18 protein-coding genes and 1 tRNA gene are annotated in these 20,355 nt (G+C 39.4%); 9 read left to right on the top strand and 10 right to left on the bottom strand.

Going from position 1 to position 20,355, the window contains the following annotated elements; genetic code table 11:
- Positions 1–81: 81 nt before the first annotated feature.
- The 3 genes from ilvN to ilvD form a co-directional block, all read right to left on the bottom strand.
- A complete protein-coding gene (gene ilvN, locus D0T57_RS11885; protein WP_163273709.1) occupies positions 82–630 on the bottom strand; it encodes an acetolactate synthase small subunit in 549 nt (182 codons plus the stop codon).
- A gap of 116 nt (positions 631–746) precedes the next feature.
- On the bottom strand, positions 747–2,453 hold the full coding sequence (gene ilvB, locus D0T57_RS11890) for a biosynthetic-type acetolactate synthase large subunit (protein ID WP_163273710.1): 1,707 nt from the start codon (positions 2,451–2,453) through the stop codon (positions 747–749).
- Positions 2,454–2,661: 208 nt separating this feature from the next.
- Positions 2,662–4,491, bottom strand: coding sequence for a dihydroxy-acid dehydratase (ilvD, locus tag D0T57_RS11895; RefSeq protein ID WP_163273711.1), 1,830 nt, complete (start codon positions 4,489–4,491; stop codon positions 2,662–2,664).
- Positions 4,492–5,103: 612 nt separating this feature from the next.
- Between ilvD and D0T57_RS11900 the strand changes: the two genes are divergently transcribed.
- On the top strand, positions 5,104–5,910 hold the full coding sequence (locus D0T57_RS11900) for an AraC family transcriptional regulator (protein ID WP_163273712.1): 807 nt from the start codon (positions 5,104–5,106) through the stop codon (positions 5,908–5,910).
- Between the two features lie 110 nt (positions 5,911–6,020).
- On the opposite strand, the gene D0T57_RS11905 is transcribed toward D0T57_RS11900, so the two are convergent.
- Entirely contained in the window at positions 6,021–6,683 is a 663-nt protein-coding gene (locus D0T57_RS11905) for a B3/4 domain-containing protein (RefSeq protein WP_163273713.1), read from the bottom strand.
- 438 nt (positions 6,684–7,121) lie between these two features.
- Here D0T57_RS11905 and sufC point away from each other — a divergent pair, with 438 nt between their 5' ends.
- From sufC to D0T57_RS11945, 8 genes are all read left to right on the top strand, one after another.
- Complete coding sequence (gene sufC / locus D0T57_RS11910; RefSeq protein ID WP_163273714.1) at positions 7,122–7,880, top strand: Fe-S cluster assembly ATPase SufC; 759 nt, start codon at positions 7,122–7,124, stop codon at positions 7,878–7,880.
- Positions 7,880–9,220 carry a Fe-S cluster assembly protein SufD gene (sufD, locus tag D0T57_RS11915; RefSeq protein WP_163273715.1) on the top strand — a complete coding sequence of 447 codons (1,341 nt, stop codon included), beginning with the start codon at positions 7,880–7,882 and terminating at the stop codon, positions 9,218–9,220. Before sufC ends, sufD begins: the two co-directional genes overlap by 1 nt.
- A gap of 77 nt (positions 9,221–9,297) precedes the next feature.
- Complete coding sequence (locus tag D0T57_RS11920) at positions 9,298–10,512, top strand: aminotransferase class V-fold PLP-dependent enzyme (protein ID WP_163273716.1); 1,215 nt, start codon at positions 9,298–9,300, stop codon at positions 10,510–10,512.
- Between the two features lie 117 nt (positions 10,513–10,629).
- Entirely contained in the window at positions 10,630–11,481 is an 852-nt protein-coding gene (locus D0T57_RS11925; protein WP_163273717.1) for an outer membrane protein assembly factor BamD, read from the top strand.
- 40 nt (positions 11,482–11,521) lie between these two features.
- A complete protein-coding gene (locus D0T57_RS11930) occupies positions 11,522–11,854 on the top strand; it encodes a DNA-directed RNA polymerase subunit omega (RefSeq protein WP_163273718.1) in 333 nt (110 codons plus the stop codon).
- Positions 11,855–11,857: 3 nt separating this feature from the next.
- The gene (locus tag D0T57_RS11935) at positions 11,858–12,328 is read left to right on the top strand and encodes a DUF4293 domain-containing protein (RefSeq protein ID WP_163273719.1); all 471 of its coding nucleotides are present in this window, start codon (positions 11,858–11,860) and stop codon (positions 12,326–12,328) included.
- Positions 12,329–12,452: 124 nt separating this feature from the next.
- Positions 12,453–15,422 (top strand): PEP/pyruvate-binding domain-containing protein, encoded by a 2,970-nt coding sequence (locus D0T57_RS11940; protein WP_163273720.1) that lies wholly within the window; start codon positions 12,453–12,455, stop codon positions 15,420–15,422.
- 84 nt (positions 15,423–15,506) lie between these two features.
- A tRNA-Cys gene (locus D0T57_RS11945) sits at positions 15,507–15,577 on the top strand.
- An 89-nt stretch (positions 15,578–15,666) separates the two neighbouring features.
- On the opposite strand, the gene D0T57_RS11950 is transcribed toward D0T57_RS11945, so the two are convergent.
- The 6 genes from D0T57_RS11950 to D0T57_RS11975 form a co-directional block, all read right to left on the bottom strand.
- Positions 15,667–16,635: a DUF4062 domain-containing protein gene (locus D0T57_RS11950; protein WP_163273721.1), complete on the bottom strand. Its 969-nt coding sequence runs from the start codon at positions 16,633–16,635 to the stop codon at positions 15,667–15,669.
- A gap of 686 nt (positions 16,636–17,321) precedes the next feature.
- Entirely contained in the window at positions 17,322–18,383 is a 1,062-nt protein-coding gene (locus D0T57_RS11955; protein ID WP_163273722.1) for a phage/plasmid replication protein, read from the bottom strand.
- Between the two features lie 4 nt (positions 18,384–18,387).
- On the bottom strand, positions 18,388–18,726 hold the full coding sequence (locus D0T57_RS11960) for an AlpA family transcriptional regulator (RefSeq protein WP_163273723.1): 339 nt from the start codon (positions 18,724–18,726) through the stop codon (positions 18,388–18,390).
- Positions 18,727–18,886: 160 nt separating this feature from the next.
- Entirely contained in the window at positions 18,887–19,408 is a 522-nt protein-coding gene (locus D0T57_RS11965) for a hypothetical protein (protein ID WP_163273724.1), read from the bottom strand.
- Positions 19,409–19,433: 25 nt separating this feature from the next.
- Complete coding sequence (locus D0T57_RS11970) at positions 19,434–20,018, bottom strand: hypothetical protein (protein WP_163273725.1); 585 nt, start codon at positions 20,016–20,018, stop codon at positions 19,434–19,436.
- Positions 20,019–20,021: 3 nt separating this feature from the next.
- Complete coding sequence (locus D0T57_RS11975; RefSeq protein WP_221412305.1) at positions 20,022–20,309, bottom strand: hypothetical protein; 288 nt, start codon at positions 20,307–20,309, stop codon at positions 20,022–20,024.
- Between the last annotated feature and the right edge of the window lie 46 nt (positions 20,310–20,355).

The raw sequence follows: 20,355 nt of genomic DNA on the forward strand, positions 1-20,355 counted from the left end.
GGTACGTTATTGCTATACAAAGGTAATGCTTTTGCAATAAAGTACTTGATTCATATCCCTACTAATTTAGGAAACGAAGCTCTACTTTGTTAATTGTTGCTTCCTGTCCAGTTCGGCAAGCATATCGCTCAACCGCTCTATTTTCGATTTGGTAATGGCCACCCTCCCCGAACGGATAAACTGCAATACGCCTATCGACTTGCTCAGTTCTTCAAACAAGCCTTGCGTTTCCTGATAATGCCCTGTTTTTTCCAATACAACGCTGTTTTCGTTGATGTCGAGTATGCGGGCATTGTGTTTCCTTATCAGTTCTTCTACCGACTGTATTTTCAGAAATTCGGTAGTAGAAAGCTTGTACAAAGCGATTTCCTGAAAAACAAGCTCGTCGTTTGTATTGTAATATGATTTTAATACATCTACACGCTTATCTATCTGTAATACAACCTTTTTAATTGTCTCCTCATCGCAAAAGACAGTAATAGTAAACTTATGGATGCCTTCGAGTGCCGAGGCCGATACCGAAAGCGTTTCTATATTCAACTGCCTGCGGGTAAATACGCTGGTCACCTGGCTAAGAAGCCCTACCGTATTTTCGGAGAAAATAGTTATAGTATATAATGTCTTGTCCATATCTTTATCTATTAAGATTTATCTGCTTCTTTCTGGGTTATTCATCACCAATATTTTCGGCGTAACTACTTTTATGAACCCACAGGCAAGCAGTAATATAAATGCTAATCTTATATTCATTCGTTTCCCAGCAATATATTTGTTACACAACCACCTGCCGGAACCATAGGATATACCATTCCCTTGGTTTCTACTTGTACATCGAGAAGATATGCACCATCGTGTTCGAGCATCCGCTTTATAGCATTATCCAGGTCTGAACGCTCGGCTACCCTTTCACTTTTTATATCGTAAGCTTCAGCTATCTTTACAAAGTCCGGATTTGTCATCACTGTTTCGGAATAACGCTCATCGAAAAACAGCTCCTGCCATTGGCGTACCATTCCAAGAAAGTGGTTGTTCAACAGGATTATCTTCACATTAATGCCATATTGCATAATAGTACCCAACTCCTGAATAGTCATCTGTATGCCGCCATCGCCTACAAAAAGGCATATTGTACGGTCGGCAGCCCCATATTTAGCACCTATTGCAGCAGGTAGGCCGAAGCCCATTGTACCTAGTCCGCCGGAAGTAACCACACTGCGGCTGCGGAAATACTTGAAATAACGTACAGCCATCATCTGGTGCTGACCTACATCGGTTACCAATACGCCATCGCTGCCGGTGGCTTCCGATACTTTATTGATAACTTCTCCCATCTTCAGTTGTCCCGATTGAGGATGTAGTTCGCTGTTGATAACTACATCATATTCTCTCTGGTAGCAGGATTTAAATTCGTCCATCCATTCCGGATAAGACTTCTTTTCCAACAGGTTGGTAACCATAGGCAATGTGTCTTTCACATCGCCCAAAACGCGCGCCGTAACGGGGACATTCTTGTTTATCTCGGCTTTGTCTATATCGAAATGGATTATTTGAGCTTGTTTGGCATAAGTTTCCAAATCGCCTGTCACCCGGTCGTCGAAACGCATACCAATGGCTATCAGCACATCACATTCGTTAGTTTTCAGGTTAGGACCAATATTACCGTGCATACCCAGCATACCTACATTTTGAGGATGGGAAGAAGGAATAGCCGACAGCCCCAATATTGTAGAGGCCGCAGGCACACCCGATTTCTCCAAGAATGCCAGCAATTCTTTTTCGGCGTTGCCAAGTATAACACCCTGCCCTATCAGCGCCAGAGGCTTCTTTGCTGCGTTTATCATATTTGCAGCAACTTCTATTTCCTGCTCTTTCACATCGGGTTTGGGTTGGTAGCTGCGGATAAATACTTTTTTATCGAACTTGTATTCCAGCATACCGTTCTGGGCATCTTTGGTAATGTCGAGCACTACCGGCCCCGGCCGCCCTGTAGACGCGATATAAAACGCTTTGGCAACAGCCGAAGGTATATCTTCTGCCCGCCTTATCTGGTACGACCATTTGGAAACAGGCTGGGTAATACCCACTACATCGGCTTCCTGAAAGGCATCGCTACCCAAAAGGGAAGATGGTACCTGCCCCGCAATAACGACAATAGGCGTACTGTCGAGCATAGCATCGGCAATACCGGTAATGGTATTGGTTGCACCCGGCCCGGAAGTGACCAACGCCACTCCTACCCTGCCCGATGTGCGGGCATATCCCTGTGCGGCATGTGTAGCCGCCTGTTCGTGGCGTACAAGAATATGGTTTATCCGGTCTTTGTAATCGTACAGGCAATCGAATACCGGTATAATCTGCCCGCCGGGATAACCGAAAATAATATCTACACCCTCGTCTATCAATGCCTTGATAAGAGCTTCGCGTCCGGTAATTTTATTGATATTGTTATCCATGTAATTTATTTTTTAATAGCCTACGTAACTTTCCAGAAATAGGGATAGTATAAATATTCCAACCAAAAAGAGTAAAACTAATATCATACTTAAGAAGGACGTGCCCCCGGTTTTTTCGAGATAATTGAGCCTGTCGCCCATATTGTTATATGTTTCCTTTGCTTTGGCTACAGTCCGTTGTGTCATTATCTCATATGTATTTTTAAGGTTACTCCACTATCCGTACTCCGCCCAGATCGGCTGAACTAACCATGCTTGCATACGCTCTCAAAGCCTTAGATACTACGCGGTCGCGGTTTGGCTTAAAGGCATCTTTACCTTTTGCCATTTCTTCTTTCAACCGGGCATCCAGTTCGTTATCTGTCAACTTCACATTTATCGAACGGTTAGGAATGTCTATCTCTATAATATCGCCATTGCGCACTAATCCGATAGCTCCACCCGAAGCCGCTTCGGGCGAAATATGCCCAATAGAAAGCCCCGATGTGCCACCCGAAAAGCGTCCGTCGGTGATAAGGGCACATTCTTTACCCAGATGCTTCGACTTGATATAGGATGTAGGGTAAAGCATTTCCTGCATTCCCGGCCCGCCTTTTGGCCCTTCGTAGGTGATAACCACCACATCGCCTGCCACAACTTCATCCTTTAGGATGCCTTCGCAAGCGGCGTCTTGTGAGTGGAATACTTTTGCCGTTCCCGTAAATTTAAAGATACTTTCGTCTACCCCCGCTGTTTTCACCACGCAGCCATTGAGGGCTATATTGCCTTTCAGAATCGCCAGTCCACCATCTTTGGTGTAGGCATGTTCCATATCGCGGATACAACCATTAGCCCTGTCGCTATCGAGTGCCGGGTAATAATTATCTTGCGAACCCATAATAAGGTTGAACTTATTGCCGGGTGCAGATTTATATAGCAATCCGGCTGCTTCGGTTGGATTTGGCTTTGTAATATCATATTTATCAACAGCTTCGCCTAAAGTCATACCATCGGCTCGCGATACAGAAGGGTCAATCAGCCCACCTTTATTCAGTTCGTTCATTATTCCTAAAACGCCTCCGGCACGGTTCACGTCCTGAATATGGTATTTTTGTGTATTTGGAGCTACTTTGCAAAGGCATGGAGTCTTGCGCGAAAGCTTGTCTATATCGTCCATAGTGAAATCGACTTCTGCTTCCTGGGCTACTGCCAGCAAGTGAAGGATGGTATTGGTAGAGCCCCCCATCGCTATATCGAGCGTCATGGCATTGAGAAAAGCTTGTTTGGTAGCAATACTGCGCGGCAACACCGACTCGTCGCCATCGCGATAGTATTTATAAGCATTTTCTACTATTTGCTTTGCTGCATCTTTAAACAGTTGAGAGCGGTTTGCGTGTGTAGCAACCACAGTTCCATTACCCGGCAAAGCTAATCCGATAGCTTCATTGAGGCAGTTCATCGAATTGGCTGTGAACATACCCGAACACGAACCACAGGTAGGACAGGCAGCACGCTCTATAGCATCTACCTCCTTGTCGGAAACTGTGTTGTCGGCAGCTTTTATCATGGCATCTATCAAGTCGAGGTGTTGGTTATTCAACTCTCCGGCCTCCATAGGCCCACCCGACACGAATATTGCAGGTATATTGAGGCGCATTGCTGCCATCAGCATCCCCGGAGTTATCTTGTCGCAATTGCTGATACATATCATAGCATCGGCTTTGTGCGCATTTACCATGTATTCTACACTATCGGCTATCAGGTCGCGCGATGGAAGTGAATAAAGCATGCCATCGTGCCCCATAGCTATACCGTCGTCTATGGCTATTGTATTAAATTCGGCAGCAAAACAACCAAGGGCTTCTATTTCAGCTTTCACTTTTTGCCCTATATCGTGCAGATGGACGTGTCCCGGTACGAATTGCGTAAATGAATTGACTATGGCAATCAATGGTTTACCCATTTGTTCCTCTTTCATTCCGTTTGCTCTCCACAGGGCGCGGGCTCCTGCCATGCGGCGTCCTTGTGTACTTGTTGAACTTCTTAATTCGAATCCCATAACTTTATTCTTAGCTGTTTAGCTGTATTTGTTCATAAAAAAAACCTTTCCCAGCAATGAGAAAGGTTTATATTTAATTTATTCCTTATATATCTATATAATACACACCTTTCTCATTTATTCTGTCCGACGAGGAGAATATCAATGACGAGGAGGATATGTAAAAAGCAATTTGTCATTTTTTCGTTTCAATTTCGATCACAAAGTTACAAACTTTTTTTTATAAACAAACTTTATCCCTCTTTTTTTGAGTTTAAACTAGCTTTTTCTTTTATACCGGCACTTAATCTAAAATTTCATATTTTAATATAAACAAAGCAAAAACACCATTATTATAGACAAAGACGGCGAACCTTTTGCTCTATAATTCATTAAATAATATGATTCTAAGCTACTGTTAGGATATATTGAATATTATTTTGTTAATATAAGCATCCAAAGCGGTAATTATTATACCATATGGCGCATACGAGCCTAAAGATAAAAAATAACTGAATATATTTGCCAGAGTTATAAGGAGACGAGTAATAAATGCACCAATGTCCATACACAAAACATAATAAAAGTAGTGATTATACTGCCCATTTGCCGACTGACGGTTTTGGAATGTATATGGAAGCTGACAATTTGAATATAGCGGCAATTAAGTTTTCGATAGGTTTTAGTATCCTTGGATATTGTACCGGAGGAGAAATAAAAATTGTAATAGATTCGAATGAATACATATTTTCGAAAGGCGACCTTATCGTAATACAGCAAGGGTACATAATATCGCTGAAAGAAAAGAGTGACGACTTTAGAGCCAACTACTTTGTAATCTCCGAGTCGTTTATCAACGAAATACTGAGTGGCATATCGCGCATATCTCCCTTGTTTTATATACATATGCGCAAAAAGATCTTTTACAAGTTGGACGAAAATGAGATATACAGGTATTTGACCTACTTCGAGCTGATAGCCAACAGGGAGAAAGCCGCCAACAATTATTTCCAGAAAGAATATATCGTAAGCACTTTGAGGCTTTTTTACCTCGATTTGTACAATAATTATAAAAACAACTTGCAATTAGACGGCAACCTCTCGGCAAACACCCGTAAAGAGCAGGTAACATACGATTTTTTCCTACTGATACTCGAACATCATATGGAAAACAGGGAAGTTGCATTTTATGCTAAAAAGATGTCGCTTACGCCTAAATACCTGTCTTCGATAATAAAAGAAACCAGTGGAAGGTCGGCTAAAGACTGGATAGTGCAGTACACTTTGTTCGAAATAAAATCGCTGTTGATGACTTCGAAATATAATATACAAGAAATAGCCGTAAGGACTAATTTTTCGAATCAGGCATCATTCGGTCGCTTTTTCAAGAAATATACGGGTATATCCCCATCGAATTATAAAAACAAACATATGGAATAATTTATGTTATTAAGGAGACAAATAACATGTCAATAGTAGTTTTACAAAGTTTGTGTTAAAGTTTGGGCTCCTGTAAGTCGTGAGATTTGCAGGAGTTTTTGTTTCTACGATCAGTAGTAAACTATCTGTACATCCTGGGCACCCACATATTCTTGCATTAAGCCAACCATATATTGTGTAGCATCGGCGAGCCCCTCGCTGCCATTGTAACCATTTATCAGGGCTAAGAAATTAGTAGTACCCAATGATATCTTCGTACGCTCATTGTCACTGGTTGGCGTACCTATACCGCCGGCTCGGTCGCGATATACAGGCAAGCCTTCTATGTTGAGCATCCCTTTTCCTATCCCCTCGTAAGGTTCGTTTTCCTTGCCCACGCCCAAGGTCAATGTATCGCCCTGTATCTTATCCACATCGAACCCTCCGATAGAATAACCCGTGCGGATGGAAACCAGGTTGATCAGGTCTACCAACGTATCTATCCGATACAAGGGCAATTCTCTCAATATCCTGCGCAGGAGGGCTTCAGACGACGGGCGGTAACGGTTAGGGTCTTTCCCAAACCGTTTGTATGCCTCGCGGGTAGCGTGTATTGCAGCATTCTTCTTTATATCTTCTATTTTATTACTACTGCGATAACCGGCTGAAAACGTATCTATATCATCCCACAACGCATTGCTATGCAGGTTGTTGCTTACCTTTGCCATTATTGCCGCTCCCTTGAAACCGGGGCACAACCTGCGAAATTCTTCTGAAACTATAATATTAATCATAACCGGATGTAAAAAAACATTTCGACCGGCAAAGTTAATATCTTAATTAACAAACAGGCATAAATGCCCTGCCGGAGTTTTCTCATAGATTTAATAAATAAGCAATAGCTCGTTGTAAAGGATTTATTTTTGGTTTTATTTATTAATTTTGTGACCGGAAGTTTTTCCGAAGGGTGAACATAAGCACCCAACTGGCGTTTATAGAGAATATAAGTAATTGTTCAAATTTTATTCATTCTAATTTTTAGAACTGTTTTAGAGATAATTTTTTCATGCGCGAAGCGATAGTAGCGGGCTACTTGATCTGAGCGAAGGGGGAAATTAGCCGAAAAACAGACTAAAAATGAATGAAGAAAAAGTAGTAATAAAGTATTCGTATAAAATTTAAACAGTTACTAAATACCAGATAATAAATTTCAAACAACATAAAATATTGTAATGGCAAACTTATTAAACATAAAGAATCTTCATGCCGAAGTAGAAGGAAAAGAAATATTAAAGGGACTCGACCTCGTGGTCAACGAAGGCGAAGTACACGCTATAATGGGGCCTAACGGAGCCGGCAAAAGTACGCTTGCATCGGTATTGGTAGGCAACCCCAACTATGAAGTAACAGAAGGCGAAGTCGATTTCAGAGGACGCGATTTACTTGAACTAGACCCCGAAGACAGGGCTAGAGAAGGCTTGTTCCTGAGTTTTCAATACCCGGTAGAAATTCCCGGAGTAAGCATGACAAACTTTATGCGTGCATCACTCAACGAAATACGTAAATACAGAGGACAAGATCCTATTTCTGCCTCCGATTTCCTGAAAATGATACGGGAGAAACGTGATTTGGTAGAATTGGACAAAGATCTTGCCGGACGTTCGGTAAACGAAGGTTTCTCGGGCGGGGAGAAAAAACGTAACGAAATATTCCAAATGGCAATGCTTGAGCCTAAGCTCGCCATTCTCGACGAAACCGATTCCGGCCTCGATATCGACGCCTTGCGCATCGTGGCTTCGGGCGTAAACAAATTGCGCAGCAAAGACAATGCTACAGTAGTTATCACTCACTATCAACGCCTGCTCGATTACATCAAACCAGACTTTGTACACGTGCTGTATAAAGGCAGGATAGTGAAAAGTGCAGGGCCAGAGCTCGCGCTCGAACTCGAAGAAAAAGGATACGACTGGATTATAAAAGAATTTCAATAATGATAGAAACCCAATATATAAATATATTCACCGAGTACAGGGATAAGCTCGATGCCAAATCTGTACCCGGCATGAACAATATGCGCGACAAAGCACTAAAGGCTTTTATCGCAAATGGCTTTCCCACCAAAAAGCAGGAGGATTATCTCTATCTGGATGTAGCAGCAGAATTCACACCCGATTTTGCATTGAATATCAACCGCATACCATTTACCGGAAATCCGTATGTAGCATTCAGGTGCGAAATACCAAACCTGACAACAAATCTCTATTTCGTTCTCAACGACCTTGTACATACCGAACATCTCCCCAAAGTGGAGTACCCGAAAGGGGTATTTGTGGGAAGTATGGCTGATTTTTGGCAACAGCAACCCGAAGTATTCGCTAAACATTACGGACAGATAGCAGATGTGGAAAACAATGATACAATAGCATTCAATACCATGTTTGCACAAGACGGCTTTGTAATATATGTGCCAAAAGGAGTGATTGTGGAGAGGCCTATACAACTTATAAATATACTAAAAAGTGAATTTAACAGCCTGGTAAACCGCCGTATATTGATCATAGCCGAAGATGATGCACAAGTAAAGCTCCTTGTGTGCGACCATACTGTCGACGAATCGCAATTCCTAGCTACACAGGTAACAGAAATACATGCAGGGCGCAATGCGATTGTAGACTATTACGACCTGGAAGAAAATTCCGACCATGTAACACGGCTGACAAATACATTCGTCTCGCAGGATGATTCATCCAATGTATTGGTCAATAACATGACACTCAATACCGGACGCAGCCGCAACAATTATAATGTGAAGCTAAATGGCGAACACGCCGAAGCATATGTCTGCGGAATGGTGATAGCCGACAAAAAGCAATACGTAGATAATTTTGCATTTCTCGACCACGCCAAGCCACATTGTACCAGCACACAATTATTTAAATATGTATTGCAGGAAGATGCTGTGGGCTCTTTCTGTGGGCGTGTCCTCGTGGAAAAAGATGCTCAGAAAACGCAGGCATACCAGTCGAACAACAACCTTTGTGTTTCGCCGTCATCGAAAATGTATGCGAAGCCACAACTCGAAATTTATGCCGACGACGTAAAATGCTCGCACGGGCTGACTACGGGGCAGTTGGACGAAGAAGCCCTGTTTTATCTCCGTTCGCGCGGAATTGGCGTAAACGAGGCCAAATTGATGCTTATGCAGGCGTTTACGGCAGGGGTTTTGGAACATGTGCGCATACCACTGTTAAAAGAACGTCTGGCCGACCTTGTCGGAAAACGATTTAAAGGCGAATCGGCGCGTTGTGGCAATTGCTTAATTTGCAAATAAATCAGTTACAAATCACGAGTTATAAGTTATCAGACATAATAAATAACTCGAAACCCGTAACCCGAAACTCGTAACCAATGAATATAGAACAAATAAGAGCCGATTTCCCTATCCTTTCGGAAACTGTATATGGCAAGCCGCTTGTCTATCTCGACAACGGGGCAACCACCCAGAAGCCCGAATGTGTAGTCAGGGAGCTTGAGAGGATATATTACACCACGAACGCAAATGTGCATCGTGGTGTACATCGTTTAAGCCAGCAGGCTACCGATCTGGCAGAGGTGGCGCGCGTAGTAGTACAACAGTTTATAAACGCGCCATCGAGCAGGGAGGTAATCTTTACAAGAGGAACTACCGAATCTATCAATCTGGTAGCCCATAGTTTTTGCCAACAGTTTTGCAAAGAAGGCGACGAGATCATTGTTTCGGAAATGGAGCACCATGCCAACATTGTATCGTGGCAATTGCAGGAAACAATCAGGGGAATCAAACTCAGAGTTATCCCTATCAATGAAAAGGGCGAACTGCAGCTCGACGAACTCGAAAAACTGATTTCAGCGAAAACCCGCCTCATTTCGGTAACTCATGTTTCCAACGTTTTGGGCACAATCAACCCCATAGAGAAAATTATCGAAATAGCCCACCGCAACGATATACCTGTACTGATAGATGCAGCACAATCTATACAGCACCTCACTGTAGATGTGCAAAAGCTGGATTGCGACTTCCTTGTATTTTCGGGACATAAGGTATATGGGCCAAACGGTGTAGGCGTCCTTTATGGAAAAGAAAAATGGCTCGAACAAATGCCGCCCTACCAGGGAGGAGGCGAAATGATAAAACAAGTATCTTTTAAAGGTACTACATTCAACGAGTTACCGTTCAAGTTCGAAGCCGGAACGCCCGATTATCCCGGAGTAATAGCTCTAGCCACCGCAATAAATTACATAAAAAAAATAGGCCTCGACTCAATAAAAGCATACGAAGATCAGTTATTAGAGTATTGTACTGATAAGTTGACCGATATCGAGGGGATGCGCATATATGGTACATCCGGGCAGAAATGCAGCGTAATATCCTTCCTCGTGGGCAATATTCATCACTACGATATGGGAATGCTTCTTGACAAGATGGGGATAGCTGTACGTACAGGCCACCATTGCGCCCAGCCGCTAATGGATGTATTGGGTATAGAAGGAACGGTAAGGGCGTCATTTGCATTCTACAATACAAAAGAAGAAATAGACAAATTAATAGACGGCGTAAAGAGAGTTGTCGGTATGTTTAAGTAAAAAAGCCAAAAACCGGTCTTTTTTACCCGCTTAAGGCAGCTTGTAACGATTATTATATAAGTTTATTTTCAAAATATAAAAGCTTTGTTTAAATTTGCAAACTAATTTTTGAGTAGAATGAAGATTAAAATTCTGTGCACCTTATTACTGGCATTGTTATTTGCATCGTGCGGCGAATACAATAAAATACTAAAGAGCCGCGATGCCGAACTGAAATACACGTATGCCAAAAAGTATTTCGATGAAAAAAAATATGGCCGTACAGCCACCCTGTTAAGTGAAATTCTGACAGCGTATACAGGTTCGTCGAAAGAACAGGAGATACTATTCCTGTTGGCACAATCCTATTTCTACGACAAAGATTACACCACTGCTACACAATACTACACCCGCTATTACAACAAATTCCCTAAGGGAGAATATACCGAACTGGCACGATACAATTCCGCTTACAGTTTGTATCTGGATTCGCCCGATGCACGCCTCGACCAATCGAGTACAATACGTGCGATACAGGAATTTCAGAATTTTCTGGAATACTTCCCAATGAGCGAGAAAGCTCCTGAAGCGCAAGAAAAAATGTTCGAAATGCAGGAAAAACTGGCATATAAAGAGTTTCTTGCCGCCCGTCTTTACTACAATCTGGGACTATATATGGGTAACAACTACGAATCGTGTATCGTAACATCGAAAGAAGCGCTTAAAAGCTATCCGTTTTCAGCTCTGTCCGAAGAATTCCAGATACTGATAGTACGTGCGCGGTACGAACTAGCCTATTACAGTGTAGAAAACAAAAAGCCTACCCGCTACAGAGATTTGATGGACGAACATTTCAATTACAGGAATATGTTCCCTAGCGGAAAATATACAAAAGAATCGGAAAAATATTACCGCCAGGCATTAAAAGCCTTGAATCAAGACGTTGACGAACTCACAAATCAAGTATTGATAGAAGAGCAGGTAAAATAATATAAACAGAACCAGTAAAAATAATATTGATAAAATAAAGATGGATTACAGAAAGTCAAACGCAGCCAGCAATACAGTTACGAGAGATATGATGTCGTTGTCGGAAGAAACCGGTAACGTGTATGAGACTGTAAGGATAATAGCAAAACGTGCAAACCAGATTTCTGTGGAGATGAAGCAGGATTTAGATAAAAAATTGCAAGAGTTTGCATCTTACAACGATAACCTGGAGGAGGTTTTTGAAAACAGGGAGCAAATTGAAATATCCCGTTACTATGAGAAACTTCCGAAAGCTACGCTTATTGCTGCACAAGAATATACAGAAGGTAAGTTGTATTACAGAAATCCGAATAAAGAAAAAGACAATTTTTAGAAAATGATACAACGTATTCAGACTGTATATCTACTTGTTGCCGCACTTCTTATCGGTATTTCTACTTTTATTCCATTAGTAGGTATCGAATCGGATATGGGAAAAGCTGGAATATCGGGCATTATATATGCAATGGGTATAGGAGATATAGATCATGGAGCGATACAACATCCGACATGGGGTGTATTTGTTTTTGCTGTAATTTCTACAATATTGCCTCTTGTTAATATCTTTTTGTACAAGAAAAGAAAGATGCAAATTAAAATAGGAATAACCACTATTATATCTATTATTCTTTTCTATATAACATTTGCCACATATTTCATCGTATATTCGTCTAAATACAGCTTTTTGTTCGATAACATTCAAGCAGGTATTACATTTCCTATCATGTCGTTAGCTTTCAATATAATGGCTATACAGAAAATAAAAAAAGACGAGAAGTTGGTAAAATCACTTGATCGGATACGTTAATTATCACAAGAAATAAGAATAGAAGCCGGAAGACAAATTGCAATTATCTTCCGGCCTTTTTATTTATACAATTTTGGTTCGGCTTTGCGCTTTCACTATATTTGTCAAGCATAAAAAAAACATCATGGAAAAACTACCCGATATAAGAGCATTCCGGTTTAAAGACACATCGTTTGCTACGTTGATGACCAAACGCATATTCAATGTAATGCTTATAGCAACCAAGTATGATTCTTTCATGCTGGAAGACGATGGACGCATCGACGAGCAGATTTTCAACGAATATACATCGCTAAACCTTAGTTACCCTCCCCGCTTTACGCAAGTGGTGACAGAAGAGGATGCGCTACGCGAACTCAGTGAAAACCATTACGAGCTGATAATACAAATGCCGAATATGGACGACACTGATATGTTTGCTACTGCGAAACATATAAAGCAGCTCTATCCGGATACTCCATTCGTAGTACTCACCCCCTTCTCGAAAGAAGTGACCAAACGCTTGTCGCTAGAGGATTTGTCGGGTGTCGATTATGTATTTAGCTGGCTCGGAAACCCTGAACTCCTGCTTGCTATTATAAAGCTCATGGAGGATGCCATGAATGTGGAGCATGACACCGAAAATGTAGGTGTCCAGATAATACTACTGATAGAAGATTCTGTACGTTTTTACTCTTCAGCCCTCCCTACCCTTTTCAAATCGGTGATGGAAGAATCGAAACAATTCTCGAAGGAAGCGCTGAATGAGCACCAGCAGAAGCTCCGTATGCGCGGCCGTCCTAAAATTATGCTGGCACGAACATACGAAGAAGCAGTTGAGATATATAGCAAATACTATAAATATATGCTGGGCGTAATAACAGACATGAGCTACCAGCACAAGGGCGAAAAGGATAAACTTGCAGGCTACGAATTTGCTAAGTGGGTAAGGAGTAAGAAGCGCTTCGTACCTATTATTTTCACCTCGTCGGAAGTTGCGAATAAGGCTTATGCAGACGAATTGGGGTGTAATTTCATAGATAAAAATTCGAAAAGTTTTCCCCGCGACCTTAAGAAACAAATAATAAATAATTTCGGGTTCGGAGATTTCATTATTATCAACCCCGAAACAAAGGAAGAGGTGATGCGCATCCGCAACCTGAAAGAGTTGCAACGCAACATATTCAATATTCCTACCGATTCGCTACGCTATCACCTTTCCAACGACCATTTCTCCCGTTTTTTCTATTCCAGAGCCATGTTTCCGATGGCTGAATGGATGAAAAGGATCAGTGTTTCGGACTACGAGAGCATGGACGAAGCCCGTCAGCTTATTTACGATATGATAATAACATACCGCAAAGTAAAGAATACAGGGGTGGTTGCAACCTTCGACAAAGAGCGTTTCGATGAGTTCTCCAACTTTGCACGAATGGGGGATGGTTCCCTCGGCGGTAAAGGGCGTAGTATCGCCTTTATGGACAATATTGTAAAAGAACACCTTGAGCTGAATGAAGATGAAAATGTACCTGTAAGAACACCCCGTACGGTGGTTTTAAGTACCGAGATCTTCGACGAGTTTATGGAGATTAACGACCTGTATCCGATAGCATTATCAGATAAACCGGATGATGAGATATTACGCTATTTTCTGAAAGCCGGAATGCCCGACCGAATGATCGAAGACTTTATGGCTTTCCTCGAAACAGTAAAAGCTCCGATTGCCGTCAGGTCGTCGAGCCTACTGGAAGATTCGCATTACCAACCTTTTGCCGGCGTGTATGCCACTTATATGATTCCTGTGTTGCAGGATAAATATGAGATGCTTGGATTGTTGGGCAAGGCAATAAAGGCTGTTTACGCTTCGGTCTTTTACAGGGATAGTAAAACTTACATGACTGCCACCCATAATCTTATAGATCAGGAAAAAATGGCAATCGTATTGCAGGAGGCTGTAGGTACGCAATATGGAAACCGCTTCTATCCTACCCTATCTGGAGTTGCGCGTTCTCTTAACTTTTATCCGGTAGGAAACGAGCTTCCCGAAGAAGGAATTGCTAATATAGTATTGGGATTGGGTAAATATATCGTTGAAGGTGGTGTCAATCTACGCTTTTCCCCGGCTCATCCTCACAGCATTGTCCAGTTAAGTACTGTCGATTTGGCATTGAGGGATACACAACGCTATTTCTATGCGCTAGACCTGACCAGTTTCGACAAAGAATTTTCGACAAATGATGGATTTAACCTCCTGAAACTAACCACGAAAGATGCAGAGAAAGATGATTCAATAAGATATATTGCTTCGACATATGAACCTAGCGACCAGACAATATATGATGGATATTACGAAGGCGGACGAAAAATAATTTCTTTTGCCAATATATTACAGCACAATGTTTTCCCATTAGCTGAGATACTTCAAAAGGTCTTGAAAATAGGACAAGAGGAAATGGGCCGCCCTGTAGAAATCGAATTTGCAGTAGACTTGAAGAGTAAAGATGAAGGTATATTCTATTTATTACAGATCAGGCCGATAGTACAAAATAAAGAATTGCAGAGTGAAGATTTATCGAAAATAAAACCTGAAGAAGAAATCCTGCATTCCAACAGTGCACTGGGACATGGTATAATGAACGATATATTCGACTTTGTATATGTCAAGACTGAAGGCTTCAATGCTATAAATAATGACAAGATAGCGGTAGAAATTGATAATTTGAATGCTGAGTTCCTGAAAAATAATAAAGGTTATATTTTGGTCGGACCAGGCCGTTGGGGCAGTAGCGATCCTTGGTTGGGTGTGCCAGTAAGATGGCCGCAGATATCTAATGCGCGTGTGCTGGTTGAACTGACATTGAATAGTTATAACATAGAACCTAGTCAGGGTACACATTTTTTCCAGAATCTAACTTCATTTGGAGCGGGTTATTTCTCTGTCAACCCATACAGTTTCGAGAATGACTTGTTCGATGAAGAATACCTGAATATGCAACCGGCTGTATATGAGACTGAATATATACGGCACATATGCTTTTCGTCTCCTCTGATAGTAAAAATAAACGGAAAAAAGAAAATTGGAACGGTTTTAAAGCCTGATACAGATTCAAAATAGATTATTATTGTTTATAAAATAAATAGAGCGAATGCTTGACTCTTAAGTAAATTTTCATATCTTTGCAATCGCAAAACCCAAAGTGGTTCCTTGGCCGAGTGGCTAGGCGCCGGTCTGCAAAACCGTTTACGGCGGTTCGAATCCGCCAGGAACCTCAAGGAGAACTCCGAAGTCGTTTATTTATAACACTTTCGGAGTTTTTTTATTTTTGGAGGTACGGCGAGAGGTACGAAATAGAGATTAATTAGAATGGTAAACCATCATCCTCTGGAACCTCTTCCACTCTAATAAAATTATCGTCCCAATCAGCTTGTTTTATATATTTTAGCTTATTTTCATCAAAAAGAGACTCATCAATATAGATTCTTCTACATATAGTGTCATTACCACGTTTGAATTGTCTTTCCCAATAAGGATCATTTATTAAATCTTCTACAAATTTGAATCCTCTTGATTTAAAAAGAGCCTCTAAATCAGAAGTTCCTTCGATATAAATATTATAGTTTATATTCAATATTTGCTTTAACCTATTTACAATCGGATGATTAACCCTAATAATACGATTAATTTCTTCATCTTTCCCTTGGGAATCTTCTTTAAGATAATCAACCATTTCACGCAAAGTTTTAGCCGTGCTTTCTATATCTTTTATTATAAGGGTTTCTTTTACTCTTTTGCTATCAAGCATGAATTGCTTAAATAAACCTGCAAATTGCTCTTTTAAATAACTCGTAATATCTTCTGCGGTTTCAAATCCTTTAATATTATTATTATGAGGAAGAGCTTTGATTTCCTCTATAAATTTATAAATATTGACATTATCAACATATTTATAATTAATATCCTTGTTATCTTTATTTAAAATATAAGTTTCATATTCAGTAAACACATTCTTATCAATAAAGACAAAAACTTGCTTATCCTCCTTTAATGCAGTTTTCACTTCTAACTGAGACACAGAGTATTCTTGCTCTTTTTCTTTTGAAATCCCAGAGCTACCATACCGACTTCCAATAATAGAAATCAATATGTCTATATTGGATATTTCTTTATAACAATATGCCTGCAATGCTTTATCTTTTCCATATGGAATATCTCCCTCTTCATTTCGAACAGGTTCATAACCTAAACTCTCAATAAATTTGTCTAATTCAACTCGAATTTGTTTCAAGTCATAAAAAGTGGAGCTAATAAATATTCTTGGTTTTGCCATTTTAATATATTTATATAAAGAACAAATATACGATTATTTACATGATTATTTTCGATTTACAGCATTCTTATATCGAAAGTAAAGCCGAATAAGCCCACGAGGATAAAAAGCGAAATTTCGGCACGAAAACGGCTTGGACGGAAATTTGCGTCAAAATATATTTCGTAAACCTCCCCTTCTAAGGCTTCGTTTCACTCAGCCTTAGAAATACGTCCAACATCCAATAATTAGATACCCTATAAAGCCAGTTTCACATTTCGGTACTCCTACTATCGTTTACAGAGATAAAAGCTCAACGAAGGGCAAACAATATACTGTACCTTCATTTTATAAGTCTTTGCGTTTAGATTTCCACAAAGGTTTTATATTAGCTGGGTAGAGCTTTGTTATTCAACTTCAATTATTGAAACTTATATTTGTACTTCTTTGCGTTTCTTAGTTATTCCGTTGCACTTAGTAGTAAATAACAATGATGCGCAATAGCACCCAATTATATAAGGGTTGTTCTGTACATTCTTCTTTATGCTTCGTTTGTATATACGCAAAGAGGGTTTGTTATTACATCTTCCATATCACACAGCTCTATATTACGCAACATAGTATTCCTCCAATTACAAATACTCATATATATTAATACTACATCATTAGGTTTCTCCTATACAGAGAAACTATTCCTACTCTTATTGCTATTTAATTCCGCACACGCTTTTTACTAAAGTCGGAAAATAAGCAGAATCGTCTTTTAGACTTTGTCGTAATAAAGCCAATATAATATCTCCACGCAATACTTTTTTATTATACTCTTTGGAAGAAGGAAATTTATCAAAAGTCGCAATAAATTCGGTATATGCTTTGCTTCTTGCCGTTTTTAATGCCCCTTTATTCTTTCCTTTACAATACGATAAGTAAGAATTAAGGAATCTCTCATACTTTTCTGCAAATAAATCAAACTCCTCTACTCCTTCAAATGATTCTATTTGGTCAAATCCAATCAAAGAGGTTAGAAAAAGATATTCTTTGGGAGTCATAGAATCATTTTCTTCCAAAGCATTCATAATAACGATGTCATTTACGTTCTTTGCCCAAAATTCATATAGATTGGAATAGTTTATATGTAAGTCGCCAATAGTTCGTATAAATCCCATATGACTTTGATTGAATGCCTTTTTATTATCAAGAGTGAATTCGATTCTCAATATATGATTGCCTTCAGCTTGCATCGTACCAATAGTTTCCCTCATACCTTCATCTTTTTTAGCAACTTCCGTAGTTTTATCATATATTTTCAAATGCTTGCAAGTAGCATCAAAATAAATAGTTTCATCTAAAAAGTTATCCCTGTCATACAAATGATAATCAACTATTTTGGGGATGATTTCTTTACATGACGTTTTTATTTTTACATTCAGTCCTATCTCGCATTGGGTAAATCTTGTTTTGCCTAATTCGGAGGGCTGTATATGTAGAGCTTCTGCAAGATTAAATATTGCTTTTTCAAAATCTGAAGCAGTTAAATCTCTGAAAGTAGATTTTCCATAGAGCCAATTCCTGATACTTCCCGAAACTATTACTTTCCTTTTGTCTTCTTTATGAACACCAACAAACAAAGAATGGTCTCCTTTTCTGGAGGAACGAGGAAGTCTATATTTATCCCAATCGGATTCTTTCTTGATTAAGACTTTCCAAGGTCTGCAATTTTCAAGGCTTCCCGAAAATTTATCAAATCGAATTGTAATTTTGTCAATCATAGCGTTATTTTTTATGAATCGCCATATACTCCTCAATGTCCTTCTTATCGAACATGATACTTTTTTTGCCAGGAACTTTGATAAAAGGAAAACCGTCCTCCATTCTCATTCGATATAGCGTAGAAGCAGAAATTTCAAGCATACTACGTACATCTTTTGCCGAAAGTAAATCGGACGTAACTTTTTCTTTTCTCTTCTCCCTTTTTACTTCCTTGAATAACTCCTCCGAAATTTGATTTTGAATATCAAATAGTTTTTCTTGCATAACAAGAATACCTTTCATATAAGCCCTTTGCCTTTTGAGAAGTTTTTGAATATTATTGACCTCATTTATTTTCTTCATAAATCGAATATTTATCAGTCAAATATAGTCATTTTTGGAATATATACAAAAATATTATACCCAATACACTATTTGAAAAGACAATAGGGAACAACCTGTTAAGTTATTCCCCGCTCCTATTATTAATCCAACAACTACCGATTATTTAATAAGTAGAATTTCAATTCGATGATTTTATCAAACCTTTTAATGCTTCTTGTAAATCCTTTTTGGTACGAATAGGCTTATATTTATTTCTATTTTGATTTTTCTCAATACCGCTATTTATATTTTGCTTTGCTTGCATTCGTTTTTCTTCAACCGTTTGGTGAGAAACTTTATACCAACCTGCGACTTTTGCATCAACTATTATTGTATCACATATCATTACTCCTTGCTTATTTAGCAGAGCCTCTTCCTCTTCGGTAATCTCGGTACAATTCCAATCGGCTACATTATCATCGGGAGGTAAATAATCATTCAAATCGGCTGTAACATAAGTCTTGTATTTCTTGACCACTTTGGTATCATACAAATACGTTGTACAAATTGATATAGAATCAGATAATTTTCCGTTTCCTAAATACCTCTTTGCTTCGCTAATTGATATTGAAGGCTCTATAAGTAGAGTTTGCGAATAGGAAAGAATGTTAATACAAAGCATGGACGACAGAGTAATGAATAATCTTTTCAAATGTTTCATTTTTGAGATTTTTAAGAATAGCATATTACAAGACTATTCCAGAGAACCGAATTTCAACTGCACAACCTCCTACTTTTTTAGGGAAATACTCATGGATAGTAATAATACAAGAATCATTATCATAATAAGTATCTCCTTCCGAACTATTAAGCTTTACTTCTCCAGTCAAATTATATAATCCTTCTTCGGGAGAAGAATCGGGAGAGGTGGGGTCATATTCCAATCCCGTTATCTTTTCAACAAGTTTGATAAAACTATTTATATCAGGAATAGGCAAATAGCAGATTCTTACTTCTCCTTCATCAGGAATAATTACATTAACAAATGGATAAGGATTGTAAGTATAAGCTAAAATTCCGTTTTTCAAATCGTAGTTTGCTCTTTTTACATCTTCCTTCCAAGTCCTCTCATCCCTTTCTATATAAACTCGTTTATCTATGGTATAGGTAGGTGCTTTGAAAAACGAAGTTGCATTTACATTTCCTTTATAGAATTTCCAAGCATCACTAACTATTTCCCGCATTACAACCTCTTGGTTAACCGTTTGAGAGTTTGCATTATATCTAATAAACAACAATAGTAGAATTGATAATATTATTTTCTTTTTCATGGTTTATCCTCTCATTATTCTTAAATATTCCTCATCTTTAAGCAACCGCTCTCTTCTTTTCTCTTCGGTTTCTCCAATACAAGAAAGCAATATAATACTGACTATTGGAGTTAGACAAAGTGAGAAAACTACCCAATAAAAGACACTTCGCCCATTTTTGGAAGCCATTTCGTAAACATACCAAAAAAGAATAATGGCATTGATGACTATTGCTATTAGAAAAATCATAGCAAGAAAACCGATAGAATTAAATTCCGTTTGCATAAATGAAATTATAATCTCCGCAGCCAAAGAGGTTTATATAAAAGAAGAAGTGGGCTGCCGTCCACGCCTATCG

It is taken from the genome of Dysgonomonas sp. 511, assembly GCF_010501105.1.
Classification (GTDB): domain Bacteria; phylum Bacteroidota; class Bacteroidia; order Bacteroidales; family Dysgonomonadaceae; genus Dysgonomonas.